Source organism: Streptomyces sp. MNU76, from assembly GCF_020982545.1.
Classification (GTDB): domain Bacteria; phylum Actinomycetota; class Actinomycetes; order Streptomycetales; family Streptomycetaceae; genus Streptomyces.
In genome coordinates this window covers 179,978-192,881 of sequence record NZ_JAJKLK010000031.1, presented here as the reverse complement: position 1 = coordinate 192,881, position 12,904 = coordinate 179,978, and the positions used below count along the sequence as shown (strand labels likewise).

The following is a 12,904-nucleotide window of genomic DNA, read 5'->3' as shown; positions in this document are numbered from 1 at the left end:
TTAACCGGCCAGTAAAGACCGGCGATTTCGCCGATGCGGCGCGCGTAGACCCCGCTGACACTCCTGACGAACCCCACCCGTTTCAGGAGGCACCATGCATCGCCGCATGCGCCGTATCGCCACGGCCCTCGCGACCGTGACCAGCACGCTCCTTGTGTCGCTCTCCTTCTCGGCGTCCTCCGCCCAGGCCGCCACCCACAACCCGGTCGTCTTCGTACACGGACTGAGCAGTTCGTCCAGCAGCTGGGACGACTGGATCGCATACTTCAAGGCGGACGGCTACACGTCCTCGGAGCTGTACTCCTGGTCCTACGACTGGGGCCAGTCGAACGCCACCACGGCGGCACAGCTGAAGACCAAGATCGACAGTGTGCGCGCCACGACGGGCGCCGCGAAGGTCGACGTGGTGGTGCACTCCATGGGCGCGCTCAGCTCCCGCTACTACCTCAAGAACCTCGGCGGGACCTCGTACGTGGACGACTTCGTCTCCACGGCCGGTGTGAACCACGGGACGACCGTCGCCGGTTGGTGCCGCTGGCTCTACACGTCGTGTGCCGAGATGTACACCGGCAGCTCGTTCCTGACCGCGCTCAACTCCGGTGACGAGACGCCGGGCAGCGTGTCCTACGCCAGCTACTGGTCGAACTGCGACGACGCGCTCACCCCGGACACCACCGCGATCCTCAGCGGTGCGACGAACGTCGAGGTCGGCTGTGTCTCGCACAACGAGATGAACAACGACCACGGCGTGTACGAGCAGGTCCGCAACTTCATCGCCTGACGCGGCACCCGCCGCCCCACCCCACCCGTCGCACAGTCGTTCCCCACGGCCGTGCGACGGGTGAGCCCGTGCTTCCCGGGGGACAATCGCGGTATCCGCCGCCCTCTTCGGGAGGTTCCCATGGTCCGCGCCCGTGCCGCGAAGGACGCCGTGCACCACCCCCTCTTCGCCCGTTTCTACGCCAGACTGAGCGTGTCGGCGGAGCCGAGGATCGGCCCGCTGCGCGAGGAGTTGCTCGCCGGGCTGTCGGGGCGCGTCATCGAGATCGGGGCCGGCAACGGCCTGAACTTCGCCCGCTACCCCGCCGCCGTCTCCGAGGTGGTGGCGATCGAACCCGAGCACTCGCTGCGGCGGTTGGCCCTGGAGGCCGCCCTGCGCGCCGAGGTACCGGTGGACGTGGTGCCGGGCGCGGCGGAGGCGCTGCCGGTCAAGAGCGAGGCGTTCGACGCGGCCGTCGTGTCCCTGGTGCTGTGCAGTGTGCGGGACGTACGGCGCTCGCTGAGCGAGGTCCGCCGGGTGTTGCGTCCCGGTGGTGAGCTGCGGTTCTTCGAGCACGGCCGGGGCGGTGGCCGGGCCATGCGGACGGCCCAGCGGGCACTGGACGGCTCGGTGTGGCCGGTGCTGTTCGGCGGCTGCCACGTCTCCCGTGACCCGGTCGACGCGCTCCGAACCGCCGGGTTCGAGGTCGGGGAGGTACGGGAGCTCCTGGTGCCCGAGCAGGGGCCGCGGCTGCCCAGCTCCTACTGCGTGCTGGGCCGGGCGCGGCGGCCGGGCGTCACTGGCTCCACTGGCGCAGCTCCCGCGTGATGTCGTGCAGGCCGGCCTCGCCGCTCTTGACGAGTCTGGCCAGTTCGCGCACCTGCTCGGCGGAGGTGACGACCTTGACGCCGCTGGCCACCAGGTAGCCGTAGGCGACGGCGGAGGCGAACAGCGCGTTGGAGCGTTCCAACGCCGGTACGTGCAGGAGGAGTTGGAGCAGGGCGGCGGCGCGGGCGTGCGGGGTGTCGTAGACGGCGACGTCGAAGATCTGGGCCTCGTGCCGGGCGACGGCCGCGACGAGCGCGCCCCAGTCGGTGACCTGGGGATCGCCGGGCGTCTTGCGTTCGGCGACCATCAGGAGCCAGGCGAGGTCGATGCGAAGCTGACTCAAGGGATCAGTGACGTCCCTCGCGCCCGTTCTCGGGCTCGGTGCCGAACTCCTCGGCGAAGACCGCCTCGTACTGCTTCATGAAGTCGGCGGCGGACTCGACGAAGGTGTGACCCGCCTCGCCGGTGTCCTGCCTGACCAGTTCCTCGATGTACCGGTTCACACTCATCCCGCGCTCCAGGGCTCGCTCTCGGGCGGCTCGGGCCGTGTCCTCGTCCACCCGCACGTTCAGCTGGGTCTTGGCCATGGTTCGACGCTAGCGCTGGAGTGCTAGCGGAGGCAAGGGCGCCTTGGCCCGGAACCGGCCCGAGGGCACCCGATGGGTGCCCCTTACATTGATCACGGAAACCCGACCTGCGACGGAGACGGCCTCGCCCCTCGGGGGGATTTCGGCTGTGCCCTGAGTCACACTAGGCTCGGCCGAGAACGCCCGGAATTCGAACTGGTTCGAGCCTGGAGGCCGTTTTGTCCACTGCTGCCGCTGAGCACCCCCTCGGCCGCGCGGAAGCCGACGGCATCGCCGCCCGTGCCCGGGGCCTGACGAAGGCGTACGGTTCGGGCGAGACGGCGGTCCTCGCCCTCGACGCGGTCGACGTGGACATCGCGCGCGGCCGCTTCACCGCCGTGATGGGCCCCTCGGGCTCGGGCAAGTCCACGTTGATGCACTGCCTGGCCGGACTCGACACCGTCTCCGCCGGACAGGTGTGGCTCGGGGACACCGAGATCACCGGACTCAGGGATCGCGACCTGACCCGGCTGCGCCGGGACCGGATCGGCTTCATGTTCCAGTCCTTCAACCTGATCCCGACACTGAACGCGGCCGAGAACATCACCCTGCCCATGGACATCGCGGGCAAGAAGCCCGACGAGAAGTGGCTGGCCCAGGTCATCGACACCCTCGGACTGCGCGACCGGCTGAAGCACCGGCCCGCCCAGCTCTCCGGCGGTCAGCAGCAGCGCGTGGCCTGCGCCCGCGCGCTCGCCTCCCGGCCCGAGCTGATCTTCGCGGACGAGCCCACCGGAAACCTCGACTCCCGCGCCGGGCTCGAAGTGCTCGGCTTCCTGCGCGAGGCGGTGGACCAGCTGGGGCAGACGGTCGTCATGGTCACCCACGACCCGGGTGCCGCCGCCCACTCCGACCTGGTGCTCTTCCTCGCGGACGGGCGGATCGTGGACCGCATGGAGCGTCCCTCCGCCGAGGCGGTCCTGGAGCGCATGAAGCGCTTCGACACCGTCCGGGCGGCCCCGGTCACCGAGGCCACCGGGACCGCTGGGCCCATCGACGCCGACAAGGACTGAGACCGTGCTCAAGGCGACCCTGCGGAGTTTCCTGGCGCACAAGGGGCGGCTGCTGCTCTCGGCACTCGCGGTGATCCTGTCCGTGGCGTTCGTCGCGGGCAGCCTGATCTTCTCGGACACGGTCACCCGCACCTTCGACCGGCTCTTCGCCTCCACCTCGGCCGATGTGACCGTGGGCCCCAAGGACGACGGGCTGGAGGGCCAGCTGCCCACCGGGGCGCAGGAGACGGTGCCCGCCTCGCTCGCCGAGCGGATCGCGGGCATCGACGGCGTCGCGGACGCCTACATCGACGTGTCCGTGGAGAACGTCACGGTCGTCGACAGCGACAACGAGTCGGTCGGACCGACGACGGGCGCCCCGACCATCGCCACCGACTGGCACCCCACCGACCGCAGCCCGGTGAAGCTGACGAGCGGGCACGCGCCGGAGGGCCCCGGCCAGGCGCTGCTGGACGCGGACACCGCGAAGAACAAGGACGTGCGGATCGGCGACACCCTGAGGGTCCTCGCCCGGCCGGGCTCCTTCGAGGTGGAGGTCGTCGGCATCGCCACCTTCACCACCACCAACCCCGGCTCCGCGCTCGTCTTCCTCGACACCCGGGTCGCGCAGACCGAGCTGCTGGGCGACCCCGACGCCGCCACCGACATCTCGGTGACCGCCGGGCCGGGGGTGAGCGACGACGTGCTCAAACGGCGGATCGCCGACGCGCTGGGGCCGACGGCGTACGAGTACGAGACGGCAGACGAGCAGGCCGAGTCGGCCGCCGCCTCGCTCGGCGGATTCCTCGACGTCATCAAGTACGTGATGCTCGGTTTCGCCGGCATCGCGACGCTCGTCGGGATGTTCCTCATCGTCAACACCTTCTCGATGCTGATCGCCCAACGCACCCGCGAGCTGGGCCTGTTGCGCGCGCTGGGTGCCGACCGGCGGCAGGTGCGACGGTCGGTGCTGACCGAGGCGGCCCTGCTCGGCCTGGTCGGGTCGACGCTCGGTCTCGCCGTGGGCATCGCACTGGCCTTCGGACTGATCGCGCTCATGGGCGCCTTCGGGATGAACCTGAAGTCGACCGAGATGGTGATCGGCGTGGGAACGCCCGTCGCGGCCTACGTCGTGGGGCTCGGCGTGACCTTCGTGGCGGCCTATCTGCCGGCGCGCCGGGCGTCGGCCGTGTCGCCGATGGCGGCGCTCGCGGACGCCGAGATCGCCGGGGCCGGGCGGCCCCTGAAGGTCCGCGCGGTGGTCGGCGCGGTCGTCGGGGCGGCGGGTGCCGCCGCGCTGGCCGGGTGCGCGGTGTCGTCCGACACGGGGTCGGCGGCCTCCCTGCTCGGCCTCGGTGTGGTCCTCACGCTCATCGCGACGGTCATCGCGGGACCGCTCCTCGTGCGGCCGGTGATCCGTGTCCTGGGCGGGGCGTTCCCCGCGTTGTTCGGCTCCGTGGGCCGGATGAGCCAGCGCAACGCCCTGCGCAACCCGCGCCGGACCGGGGCCACCGCCGCCGCGTTGATGGTGGGCATCGCGCTGGTCGGCGGCATGTCCGTGGCGAGCGCGTCGATGACGAAGTCCTTCGACCAGGAGATCGACAAGACCCTGGGCGCCGACTTCGTCGTCCAGAACCAGAACTTCCTGCCGTTCCCGCAGGAGGTCACCGACAAGGTCCGCGCCACCGACGGCGTCGGCCTCGTCGTACGGCAGCGGTTCACCCCGGTCGCGGTCCGGCTGCCGGACGGGACACGGATCGAGACGACCGCCGGGGCCTACGACGCGCGGCTCGACGAGGTCGCGAACGTCACCTACGCCCGGGGTGACAGCGCGGCCGCGCTCGCGGACGGTGCCATCGCCATGGACGTGGAGTTCGCGCGGGAGCACGACGTGAGCGTCGGCGACACGATCCCGGTGCGGTTCCCCGCCGGGAAGAGTGCCGAGCTGAAGGTGGCCGCGCTCACCGACCAGGACACCGCCGACGGTTTCGGGATGCAGGGCGGGCTGTTCTTCGGGACGGGCACCATCGAGTCCCAGGTGCCCGACGGGCAGGACTCGGCGCTGTACGTGAACACGGGTTCCGGCGTGGACGCCGACGAGCTGCGCGCGAACCTGGAGCGGACGCTTCAGGCGTATCCGCAGGTGCAGGTCCGCGACCAGGCCGACTACAAGGAGCTGGTGCGGGGCCAGATCGCCGTACTGCTCTATCTGGTCTACGCGTTGCTGGGCCTCGCGATCGTCATCGCCGTGCTCGGCGTGGTCAACACCCTCGCCCTGTCGGTGGTGGAGCGCACCCGGGAGATCGGGCTGCTGCGCGCGATCGGGCTGGCCAGGCGGCAGCTGCGGCGGATGATCCGGCTGGAGTCGGTGGTGATCGCCGTGTTCGGCGCCGTCCTCGGGCTCGCGCTGGGGCTGGTCTGGGGCGTGTGTGTGCAGCAGGTGCTGGCACTGCAGGGGATGAAGGCGCTGGCGATCCCGTGGGGCACGGTCGTCGCCGTCGTGATCGGCTCCGCGGTCGTGGGCGTGGTGGCGGCCCTGCTGCCGGCCCTGCGGGCGTCCCGGATGAACGTGTTGGCGGCCATCGCGCACGAGTGATGTACTCGCGGTGCGCCAACTCAAGTCCCTTGTCAGTGAGGAGAGTTCATGCCGCGCCCGTTCCGCTTCGGAGTCAGCCTGCTCAGCCCCACGTCGGCCGGGGAGTGGCGCGCGAAGTGCCGCCGCGCCGAACAGCTCGGCTACGACGTGATCCTGGTCCCCGACCATCTGGGCATGCCGACCCCGTTCCCCTCGCTGGTGGCCGCGGCGGCGGCCACCGAGCGGCCGCGGCTCGGCACCTTCGTACTCAACGCGGGCTTCTGGAACCCGACGCTGCTGGCCCGCGAGGTCGCCACCACGGACGCGCTGACCGGCGGACGGCTGGAGCTGGGGCTCGGCACCGGATACGTGCCCGCCGAGCACGAGAAGGCGGGTCTGCCGTGGGGATCGCCGGGCGAGCGGGTGGACCATCTGCTGCGCACGGTCGAGGAGGTGGACCGGCTCCTCGGTTCCGACGACCACCGGCCGCGCCCCGCGCAGCGGCCCCGGGTGCCGCTGCTGATCGGCGCCAACGGTGACCGGATGCTGCGCGCCACCGCCGAACACGCGGACATCGCGGCGTTCACCGGCGCGCGGGCGGTCGGGGACGGGAAGCTGGAACCGCTGACCGCCGAGGAGCTGGACGAACGGGTCGGCCGGTACCAGGAGTTCGCCGCCGGGCGCAAGGAACCGGCCGAGCTCAACCTGCTGATCCAGATCGTCGAGCTGACCGACGATCGCGCCGCCGCCGTGCGGCCGTGGCTCGGTCATCTGCCGAACCTCAGCGAGGAGCAGGCCCTGCGGCTGCCGCTGGTCCTGGTGGGGACGCTGGAGGAGATCGTCGACCAGGTCCTGGCGCAGCGGGAGCGGTACGGCTTCTCGTACCTGACCGTCCTGGAGCCGAACATGGAGGCCTTCGCGAAGGTGGTCGAGGCACTGCGGGGCAGGTGAGACGACCGGTCCCCGAGCGGGCCCCGAGCGGGGTGGGCCCCGAGCGGGGTGGGCCCGAGCCGGGCGGGTCCCCGAGCCATGCCGGCCCCGAGCCGGGCCGCCGCGAGGCCGGGCGTGCCGACCCCGAGGCCGGGCGGCACCGAGGCCGGGTGGCCGCTCCGGGTCGGCGCGCCCGGTGGCCCCTGCCCCGGCCCGTCCAGATCGCCTCCCGGCCGGCCGGCTCCGTACAGCCCGACCGACTCCCGTGGGGCTTCCGCCCGGCTCCGCTCCGCCCCGGCCAACCCCGGCCCACGCCCGTGCGGCCCATGTCCGGCCCCGTCCGGATCCTGGAATTCCAGGTCGTCCCGTGGCCTCCGTGGTGGGATCCGATCATGACCGACCTGCGTATACGGGCCGCGACGCCCGACGACCTCGACGCCGTGCTCGCCTTCTGGACGGTGGCCGCCGAGGGCACGAGCATCAGTGACGACCGCGACGGCGTCGAGCGACTGGTGGCCCGCGACCCCGAGTCGCTGATCATCGCCGAGCTGGGCGGAGAGCTGGTGGGCACGGTCATCGCCGGCTTCGACGGCTGGCGATGCCATCTGTACCGGCTCGCGGTGCACCCCGGGCGCCGCCGCAGGGGCATCGGTTCGGCGCTGCTCACCGCCGCCGAGGAGCGGTTCCTACGGCTCGGCGGGCGGCGCGGGGACGCGATGGTGCTCGTCCGCAACGAGACGGCCCAGCATGCCTGGCGAGCGGCCGGGTACGCACCCGAGGAGAAGTGGCGGCGATGGGTGAAGCCGCTCGGGGACTGACCGCCTCCCACGGGGACCGACATGCCTTTGCCGATCCTTTACCATGGGTGGGCCCGCCAACCTCTACGGAAAGGTTGTGAGCGTCCGCCCATGGGCGAGCCTCCCAGTACCAGCACCGGCGCCCGCCGTCGTACCGGCACCGGCGCCCGCGGTGTCACCGGCCCCGGTGCCCGACGTCGCGCATACCTCCGCCCCTGTCCGACCATGGGACGGAGGTGACCCGATGACCGAAGTGCTCCTCCTTCTGGTGGCGGTGCTGCTCTCGCTGATCTGTGGTGCCTTCGTCGCCGCCGAGTTCTCGCTGACCACGGTCGACCGGGGCCGGCTGGAACGAGCCGTGGAGCGCGGCGAACGGGGCGCCGCGGGCGCCCTCAAGGCCGTACGGAACCTGACGTTCCAGCTCTCCGGCGCCCAGCTCGGCATCACCGTCACCAACCTGGTCGTCGGCATGCTCGCCGAGCCGTCCATCGCCAAGCTGATCGCGGGCCCGCTGGAGGCTGTCGGCGTGCCGGGCTCCGCGTCGAGCTCCGCGGCCCTCGTCATCGGTACGGCCCTGTCGACCGTCGTCCTGATGGTCGTCGGCGAGCTGGTGCCCAAGAACTGGGCGATCTCCGCGCCGCTGCCGGTGGCGAAGAAGGTGGCGAACCCGCAGCGCTGGTTCAGCGCCGCGTTCCGGCCGTTCATCACCCACCTCAACAACACCGCCAACCGTCTCGTACGGCTCTTCGGCATCGAGCCCGCCGAGGAGCTGGCCTCCGCGCGCGGACCCCAGGAGCTCGCGGCCCTCGCCCGGCACTCGGCCAAGGAGGGCGCCCTGGAGGAGGACACCGCCGAGCTGTTCGTGCGCACGCTCAACCTGGCCGACCTGACCGCTGAGAACGTGATGACCCCGCGCGTGCAGGTCATCGCCCTCGACGCCCAGGCGACCTGCGAGGACGTGGCGAACGCGACCCGGGCCACCGGCCTTTCCCGCTTCCCCGTCTACCGCGGCAGCCTCGACTCGGTCATCGGCACCGCGCACATCAAGGACGTCCTGGCCGTGCCCGCCGAGCGCCGGCTGCGCACCTCTGTCGCCGAACTGCTGCGCGAGCCGCTGTTCGTCCCCGAGTCGCTGACCGTCGACCGGGTCCTCGACCGGCTCTCCGGCAAGCGCACGATGGCCGTCGTCATCGACGAGTACGGCGGGACCGCCGGTGTCGTGACCCTGGAGGACATCGTCGAGGAGGTCGTCGGCGAGGTCCGCGACGAGCACGACCCGCACGAGACACCCGACCTGGCGGCCGTCGGCACCGACGAGAACGGCCGCGAGCTGTACTCCGCCGACGGCTCGGCCCGCACCGACCAGCTCGCCCGCGTCGGCCTGCGGGCGCCCGAGGGACCGTACGAGACGCTCGCGGGTCTCGTCGCCACCGAGCTGGGCCGCATACCGGCCGTCGGGGACACCGTGGAGGTCGTCGGCTGGCGGCTCGATGTGGTGGACGCGGCAGGGCGCCGGGCCGCGCGAGTGCTCCTGCACGCGCCGGTCGCGACCGCCGAGGAGCACGAGGAGGAGACCCGATGACCGCCGTCCAGCTGCTGATCGGCTTCGCGACGCTGGTCGTCAACGCCTTCTTCGTGGGCGCCGAGTTCGCCCTGATCTCCGTACGCCGCAGCCAGATCGAACCGCACGCCGAACGGGGTGACCGTCGGGCCCGCAGTGTGCTGTGGGGCCTGGAGCACGTGTCCGCGCTGATGGCGGCCGCGCAGCTCGGCATCACGCTGTGCACCCTGGTGCTCGGTGTGGTCGCGGAACCCGCGATCGAGCACCTGCTGGAGCCGCTGTTCCACGCGGTGGGCGTGCCGGAGGGCGCGGGCCACGTGATCTCGTTCGTGATCGCCCTGGCGCTCGCCACCTATCTCCACATGCTGCTCAGCGAGATGGTGCCGAAGAACATCGCCCTCGCGGAGCCGGTGCGCAGCGCCCTGCTGCTCGGTCCGCCGCTGGTGACGCTGTCGCGTGCGCTGCGCCCGGTGATCTTCACGGTCAACGCGTTCGCGAACACGCTGCTGAAGCTGATGCGGATCGAGACGAAGGACGAGGTCGCGGCGACCTTCTCGGACACCGAGCTGGCCCGTCTCGTCGCGGACTCCAGCGAGGCCGGCCTCATCGACGACCGTGCGCAGGAGCGGTTGCGCGACGCCCTGGAACTGGGCCGCAGGCCCGTGCGGGACGTGGTGCTCCCACTGGAGCGGGTCGTCTACGCGGGCATGGGCGTCACCCCCGAGGAGCTGGAGCGGCTGTCGGCCGAATCCGGGTTCTCCCGCTTCCCCGTGGTCGACGAGGGGCGCCGGATCGTGGGGTACCTCCATGTGAAGGACGCGCTCGACGCGGCCCCTCGGGACGTGCCGTTCTCCGTCCGCGACATGCGGTCCATCGCCCGGGTGCGGGAGACCACGCCGCTGGACGACGTCCTCACCGCGATGCGCCGCAGCCGGACCCATCTGGCGGCCGTGCTGGGCGAGGACGGCCGACTCGCGGGCATCGTGACCATGGAGGACGTCCTGAGGGAACTGTTCGGACAGCCCGCCGTCTGAGTCGGGCTCCTCTCGTCCCGCCGACCGGCTGACGGTCGGACCGTCCGACCGACTGACGGTCCGGCCGCCGGCCGCCGAACAGGGTGACCGACCGCTGGGTATGTGCACGGGGTACCATTTCCGACGCCATGCAGACGAATCCCGGCCCTTCCGGCCCCACCGCCCCCGGGCCCGCCTACTCCAGCCTCGTCACGGTCGGCGACTCCTTCACGGAGGGCATGTCCGACCTCCTCCCCGACGGTACGTACCGGGGCTGGGCCGACCTTCTCGCGGGCCGCATGGCCGCGCGGACGCCCGCCTTCCGGTACGCCAACCTCGCGGTGCGCGGAAAGCTGATCGGTCAGATCGTCGCCGAGCAGGTGGAGGTCGCGGCCGCGATGGAGGCGGACGTCATCACCCTGGTCGGCGGCCTGAACGACACGCTCCGGCCCAAGTGCGACATGGGCCGGGTGCGCGGCCTGCTGGAGGAGGCTGTGGAACGCCTCGCCCCCTCCTGCAAGCAGCTCGTCCTGATGCGCAGCCCCGGCCGCCAGGGCCCGTTCCTGGAGCGCTTCCGGCCGCGTATGGAGGAGCTGTTCGCGTGCGTCGACGAACTGGCCACCCGGCACGGCGCCCTCGTCGTCGACCTCTACGGCGCGCCTTCGCTGGGCGACCCCCGGATGTGGGACGTGGACCGGCTGCACCTGACCGCCGAGGGGCACCGCCGGGTCGCCGAGGCGGTCTGGCAGACCCTCGGCCACGAGGCGGAGGACCCGGAGTGGCGAACCCCTATGCCCGTCACCCCGCCGCCCGGCTGGACGGCCCGCCAGGTCGCCCACGCGCGCTTCGCCCGGCAGTACCTGCTGCCGTGGATAGGGCGCCGTCTCACGGGCCGCTCCTCGGGCGACGGCATGCCGGCCAAGCGGCCCGAGTTGCTGCCGTACGAGGGCCCGCTAGCGTAGGGACCGGTCCGACCGGGAGGCGCGTGTGACCACGACCGTGATCAACCTCAAGGGCCGTATCCGCGACTTCGGCCCCCGGCTGGAGTACGCGCCCAGCGACGTCGTCTACATCGGCCGCCGCTGGACGATGGGCCACTGGGACCTGCCGCAGCACCCGCTCTTCAACCCCTTCCAGTACGACACCGAGAAGAAGAAGCGCGACGGGACGCGGGCCGAGGTCATGGCGAAGTACCGGGAGTACCTGACGGCCGACCCCGAGCTGATGGCCCTCGTCCCGGAGCTGCGCGGGAGGACGCTGGCCTGCTGGTGCGCGCCCGAACCCTGCCACGGCGACATCCTGGCGGAGCTGGCCGACGGCACGAAGTCCTCCGCCTAGCGAACAGACCACCCGTTCCTCGATCTTCGGCAGATAGTCGTCGATCGCGCCGGCCCGGTGGCGGCGCTGGTCGGGTTGCTGGCCGACGGCCCGCATCTTCACATAGCGGGCCACCGTGTGGTGGTCGACGCCGTCGGTCAGTTCGGCCGCAGCGCGGTAACTGCCCGTGAGGTCGTACGCCTCAAGGGTCTCCATGATCTCCCTGCTGTTCTTCACCCGCCCGAGCCTCGCCGAGCGGGATGCGTCCAAGGCGAGCGGGGAGATATCTGGCCGTGCGTGAGGAGTCCCTAGGCCATCAGTGGGGCGGTAAGAGGCCGCCTATGGGGAGCTTGTATGGCCGCCTTCAGGCAAACGCCGGGGCCCTGACCGGAAACGGCTCCAGCTCAACCCGACAATGCCCCTCAGACTTTCCTCAGGCTTCCCTCAAGTGGTGAGCCGGGATTCTACGCATAGTTGTCACTATCAATTCGCAAGAGTAAGCAGACAGTCGAGGAGACTCCCGTTCGGAGGGAGTCTCCGAAAACGAGGAGACATAGATATGCGAGGCAAGCAGACAATCGGCGCGGGCATTCTGGCCCTGGCCCTGGTATCCGCAGCCGGCTGGGCCGCCCAGGCCGCCACCAGCGAGACCGCAGCCGGCCAGGCCGCCGCGGCCAAGACGCCGGCGCGGGCCGCGGCCGTGGACGGGCACCAAATCGTTCAGCTCCCCAACGCCAACGTGCCCAACTTCCAGCGTCGGACGCTCAACTGCCCGGCGGGCAAGAAGGTTATCGGCGGCGGTGCCGAGGCCCGGGGCAACGGTGCCGTGCTGATCGGGAGCTTCCCCACGAATGACGGGCGCGGCTGGATCGCGGTTGGCCGTCAGAACGGCTCCTCCACCGTCGGCATCACGGTGTACGCGATTTGCGCCAACCCCTGACACAGGGGTGATTCCTACGGGTCGGCAGGAGCCACCCCTGCCCCGTCTCCTTGTTTCGCCGGTGCGACACTCAGACGCCGACCCTGCCGGCGGCAGTTCGCAGGCCACTCGTTGCCTCCACCCACCGAACGACTCTGACGCGTAAGTAACCGCAGGCAGGTGGTATTTCGGGCACGACGATGATCTCGGCGGGGCCGTTCCCGCCGGGTTTCGTTCCGGTTGGCTCATCCGGTGGCCTCCATGGGGTCGATGGTGGCCCGGTGGCCGAGTCGTTGCGGCGCGTGCGGGGTCGCGCCGGGTGACGGTCGGCCCGCTGCCTGAAAAGCTGCGGATCGATTTCCACGTCGCGGTTTCTCCTCCGGTCACAAAGGCCGAACCGGTCAGGAACTGAAAGTGGTCGAGCCGGAGCAGGACGTCGGCACGCGCGCGCATACCGTGCGCGCCATGGATGATGGTGTTGTACGTCTGCCGCACATCGGCCTGTTACCTGCACGTTCACGACAGGTTGCCGGTGCGTTCCGGACAATCGCAGGTCCGCGCCGTCGGGGTCCGGGGAGCCGACACG

At 71.2% G+C, this 12,904-nt stretch carries 13 protein-coding genes and 1 pseudogene; 11 read left to right on the top strand and 3 right to left on the bottom strand.

All coding sequences use genetic code 11. From position 1 onward, the window contains the following. The first annotated feature begins 94 nt into the window (after window positions 1–94). Both E4N62_RS46380 and E4N62_RS46375 read left to right on the top strand, forming a co-directional pair. Complete coding sequence (locus tag E4N62_RS46380; protein ID WP_230224445.1) at window positions 95–781, top strand: triacylglycerol lipase; 687 nt, start codon at window positions 95–97, stop codon at window positions 779–781. Window positions 782–901: 120 nt separating this feature from the next. Next, the gene (locus E4N62_RS46375; RefSeq protein WP_230224443.1) at window positions 902–1,588 is read left to right on the top strand and encodes a class I SAM-dependent methyltransferase; all 687 of its coding nucleotides are present in this window, start codon (window positions 902–904) and stop codon (window positions 1,586–1,588) included. Here the strand turns inward: E4N62_RS46375 and E4N62_RS46370 are convergent. Continuing rightward, a complete protein-coding gene (locus E4N62_RS46370; protein WP_230224441.1) occupies window positions 1,557–1,931 on the bottom strand; it encodes a fic family toxin-antitoxin system, toxin component in 375 nt (124 codons plus the stop codon). The two genes, E4N62_RS46375 and E4N62_RS46370, sit on opposite strands and share 32 nt — an antisense overlap. A 4-nt stretch (window positions 1,932–1,935) precedes the next feature. Continuing rightward, window positions 1,936–2,175: a toxin-antitoxin system HicB family antitoxin gene (locus tag E4N62_RS46365; protein WP_184896821.1), complete on the bottom strand. Its 240-nt coding sequence runs from the start codon at window positions 2,173–2,175 to the stop codon at window positions 1,936–1,938. Window positions 2,176–2,393: 218 nt separating this feature from the next. On the opposite strand from E4N62_RS46365, the gene E4N62_RS46360 reads away from it, so the two are divergent. From E4N62_RS46360 to E4N62_RS46325, 8 genes are all read left to right on the top strand, one after another. Further along, window positions 2,394–3,227 (top strand): ABC transporter ATP-binding protein, encoded by an 834-nt coding sequence (locus tag E4N62_RS46360; RefSeq protein WP_230224439.1) that lies wholly within the window; start codon window positions 2,394–2,396, stop codon window positions 3,225–3,227. A 4-nt stretch (window positions 3,228–3,231) separates the two neighbouring features. After that, window positions 3,232–5,802, top strand: coding sequence for an ABC transporter permease (locus E4N62_RS46355; protein WP_230224437.1), 2,571 nt, complete (start codon window positions 3,232–3,234; stop codon window positions 5,800–5,802). Window positions 5,803–5,850: 48 nt separating this feature from the next. Continuing rightward, a complete protein-coding gene (locus E4N62_RS46350; RefSeq protein WP_230224435.1) occupies window positions 5,851–6,732 on the top strand; it encodes an LLM class F420-dependent oxidoreductase in 882 nt (293 codons plus the stop codon). Window positions 6,733–7,103: 371 nt separating this feature from the next. Continuing rightward, window positions 7,104–7,529, top strand: a complete 426-nt coding sequence (locus E4N62_RS46345; protein WP_230224433.1) for a GNAT family N-acetyltransferase — start codon at window positions 7,104–7,106, stop codon at window positions 7,527–7,529. A gap of 223 nt (window positions 7,530–7,752) precedes the next feature. Further along, window positions 7,753–9,090: a hemolysin family protein gene (locus E4N62_RS46340; RefSeq protein WP_230224432.1), complete on the top strand. Its 1,338-nt coding sequence runs from the start codon at window positions 7,753–7,755 to the stop codon at window positions 9,088–9,090. Next, window positions 9,087–10,103, top strand: coding sequence for a hemolysin family protein (locus E4N62_RS46335; RefSeq protein ID WP_230224430.1), 1,017 nt, complete (start codon window positions 9,087–9,089; stop codon window positions 10,101–10,103). The genes E4N62_RS46340 and E4N62_RS46335 overlap by 4 nt, the downstream gene beginning before the upstream one ends. Before the next feature lie 128 nt (window positions 10,104–10,231). Further along, window positions 10,232–11,044 carry an SGNH/GDSL hydrolase family protein gene (locus tag E4N62_RS46330; protein WP_230224428.1) on the top strand — a complete coding sequence of 271 codons (813 nt, stop codon included), beginning with the start codon at window positions 10,232–10,234 and terminating at the stop codon, window positions 11,042–11,044. Window positions 11,045–11,069: 25 nt separating this feature from the next. Further along, a complete protein-coding gene (locus tag E4N62_RS46325) occupies window positions 11,070–11,420 on the top strand; it encodes a DUF4326 domain-containing protein (protein ID WP_215451202.1) in 351 nt (116 codons plus the stop codon). Here E4N62_RS46325 and E4N62_RS46320 read toward each other — a convergent pair. Continuing rightward, window positions 11,376–11,636 (bottom strand): annotated as a pseudogene (locus tag E4N62_RS46320) (IS21 family transposase); the annotation flags it as partial. The gene E4N62_RS46325 and the pseudogene E4N62_RS46320 overlap by 45 nt on opposite strands. Window positions 11,637–11,958: 322 nt before the next feature. On the opposite strand from E4N62_RS46320, the gene E4N62_RS46315 reads away from it, so the two are divergent. After that, a complete protein-coding gene (locus E4N62_RS46315) occupies window positions 11,959–12,339 on the top strand; it encodes a hypothetical protein (RefSeq protein WP_230224426.1) in 381 nt (126 codons plus the stop codon). Window positions 12,340–12,904: the final 565 nt, after the last annotated feature.

Excerpts from the sequence above, each read along its gene's own strand:
- E4N62_RS46380 (WP_230224445.1), top strand. The coding sequence starts at position 95 with ATGCATCGCCGCATGCGCCGTATCGCCACGGCCCTCGCGACCGTGACC.
- E4N62_RS46375 (WP_230224443.1), top strand. The coding sequence starts at position 902 with ATGGTCCGCGCCCGTGCCGCGAAGGACGCCGTGCACCACCCCCTCTTC.
- E4N62_RS46365 (WP_184896821.1), bottom strand. The coding sequence starts at position 2,175 with ATGGCCAAGACCCAGCTGAACGTGCGGGTGGACGAGGACACGGCCCGA.
- E4N62_RS46350 (WP_230224435.1), top strand. The coding sequence starts at position 5,851 with ATGCCGCGCCCGTTCCGCTTCGGAGTCAGCCTGCTCAGCCCCACGTCG.
- E4N62_RS46345 (WP_230224433.1), top strand. The coding sequence starts at position 7,104 with ATGACCGACCTGCGTATACGGGCCGCGACGCCCGACGACCTCGACGCC.
- E4N62_RS46340 (WP_230224432.1), top strand. The coding sequence starts at position 7,753 with ATGACCGAAGTGCTCCTCCTTCTGGTGGCGGTGCTGCTCTCGCTGATC.
- E4N62_RS46335 (WP_230224430.1), top strand. The coding sequence starts at position 9,087 with ATGACCGCCGTCCAGCTGCTGATCGGCTTCGCGACGCTGGTCGTCAAC.
- E4N62_RS46330 (WP_230224428.1), top strand. The coding sequence starts at position 10,232 with ATGCAGACGAATCCCGGCCCTTCCGGCCCCACCGCCCCCGGGCCCGCC.
- E4N62_RS46315 (WP_230224426.1), top strand. The coding sequence starts at position 11,959 with ATGCGAGGCAAGCAGACAATCGGCGCGGGCATTCTGGCCCTGGCCCTG.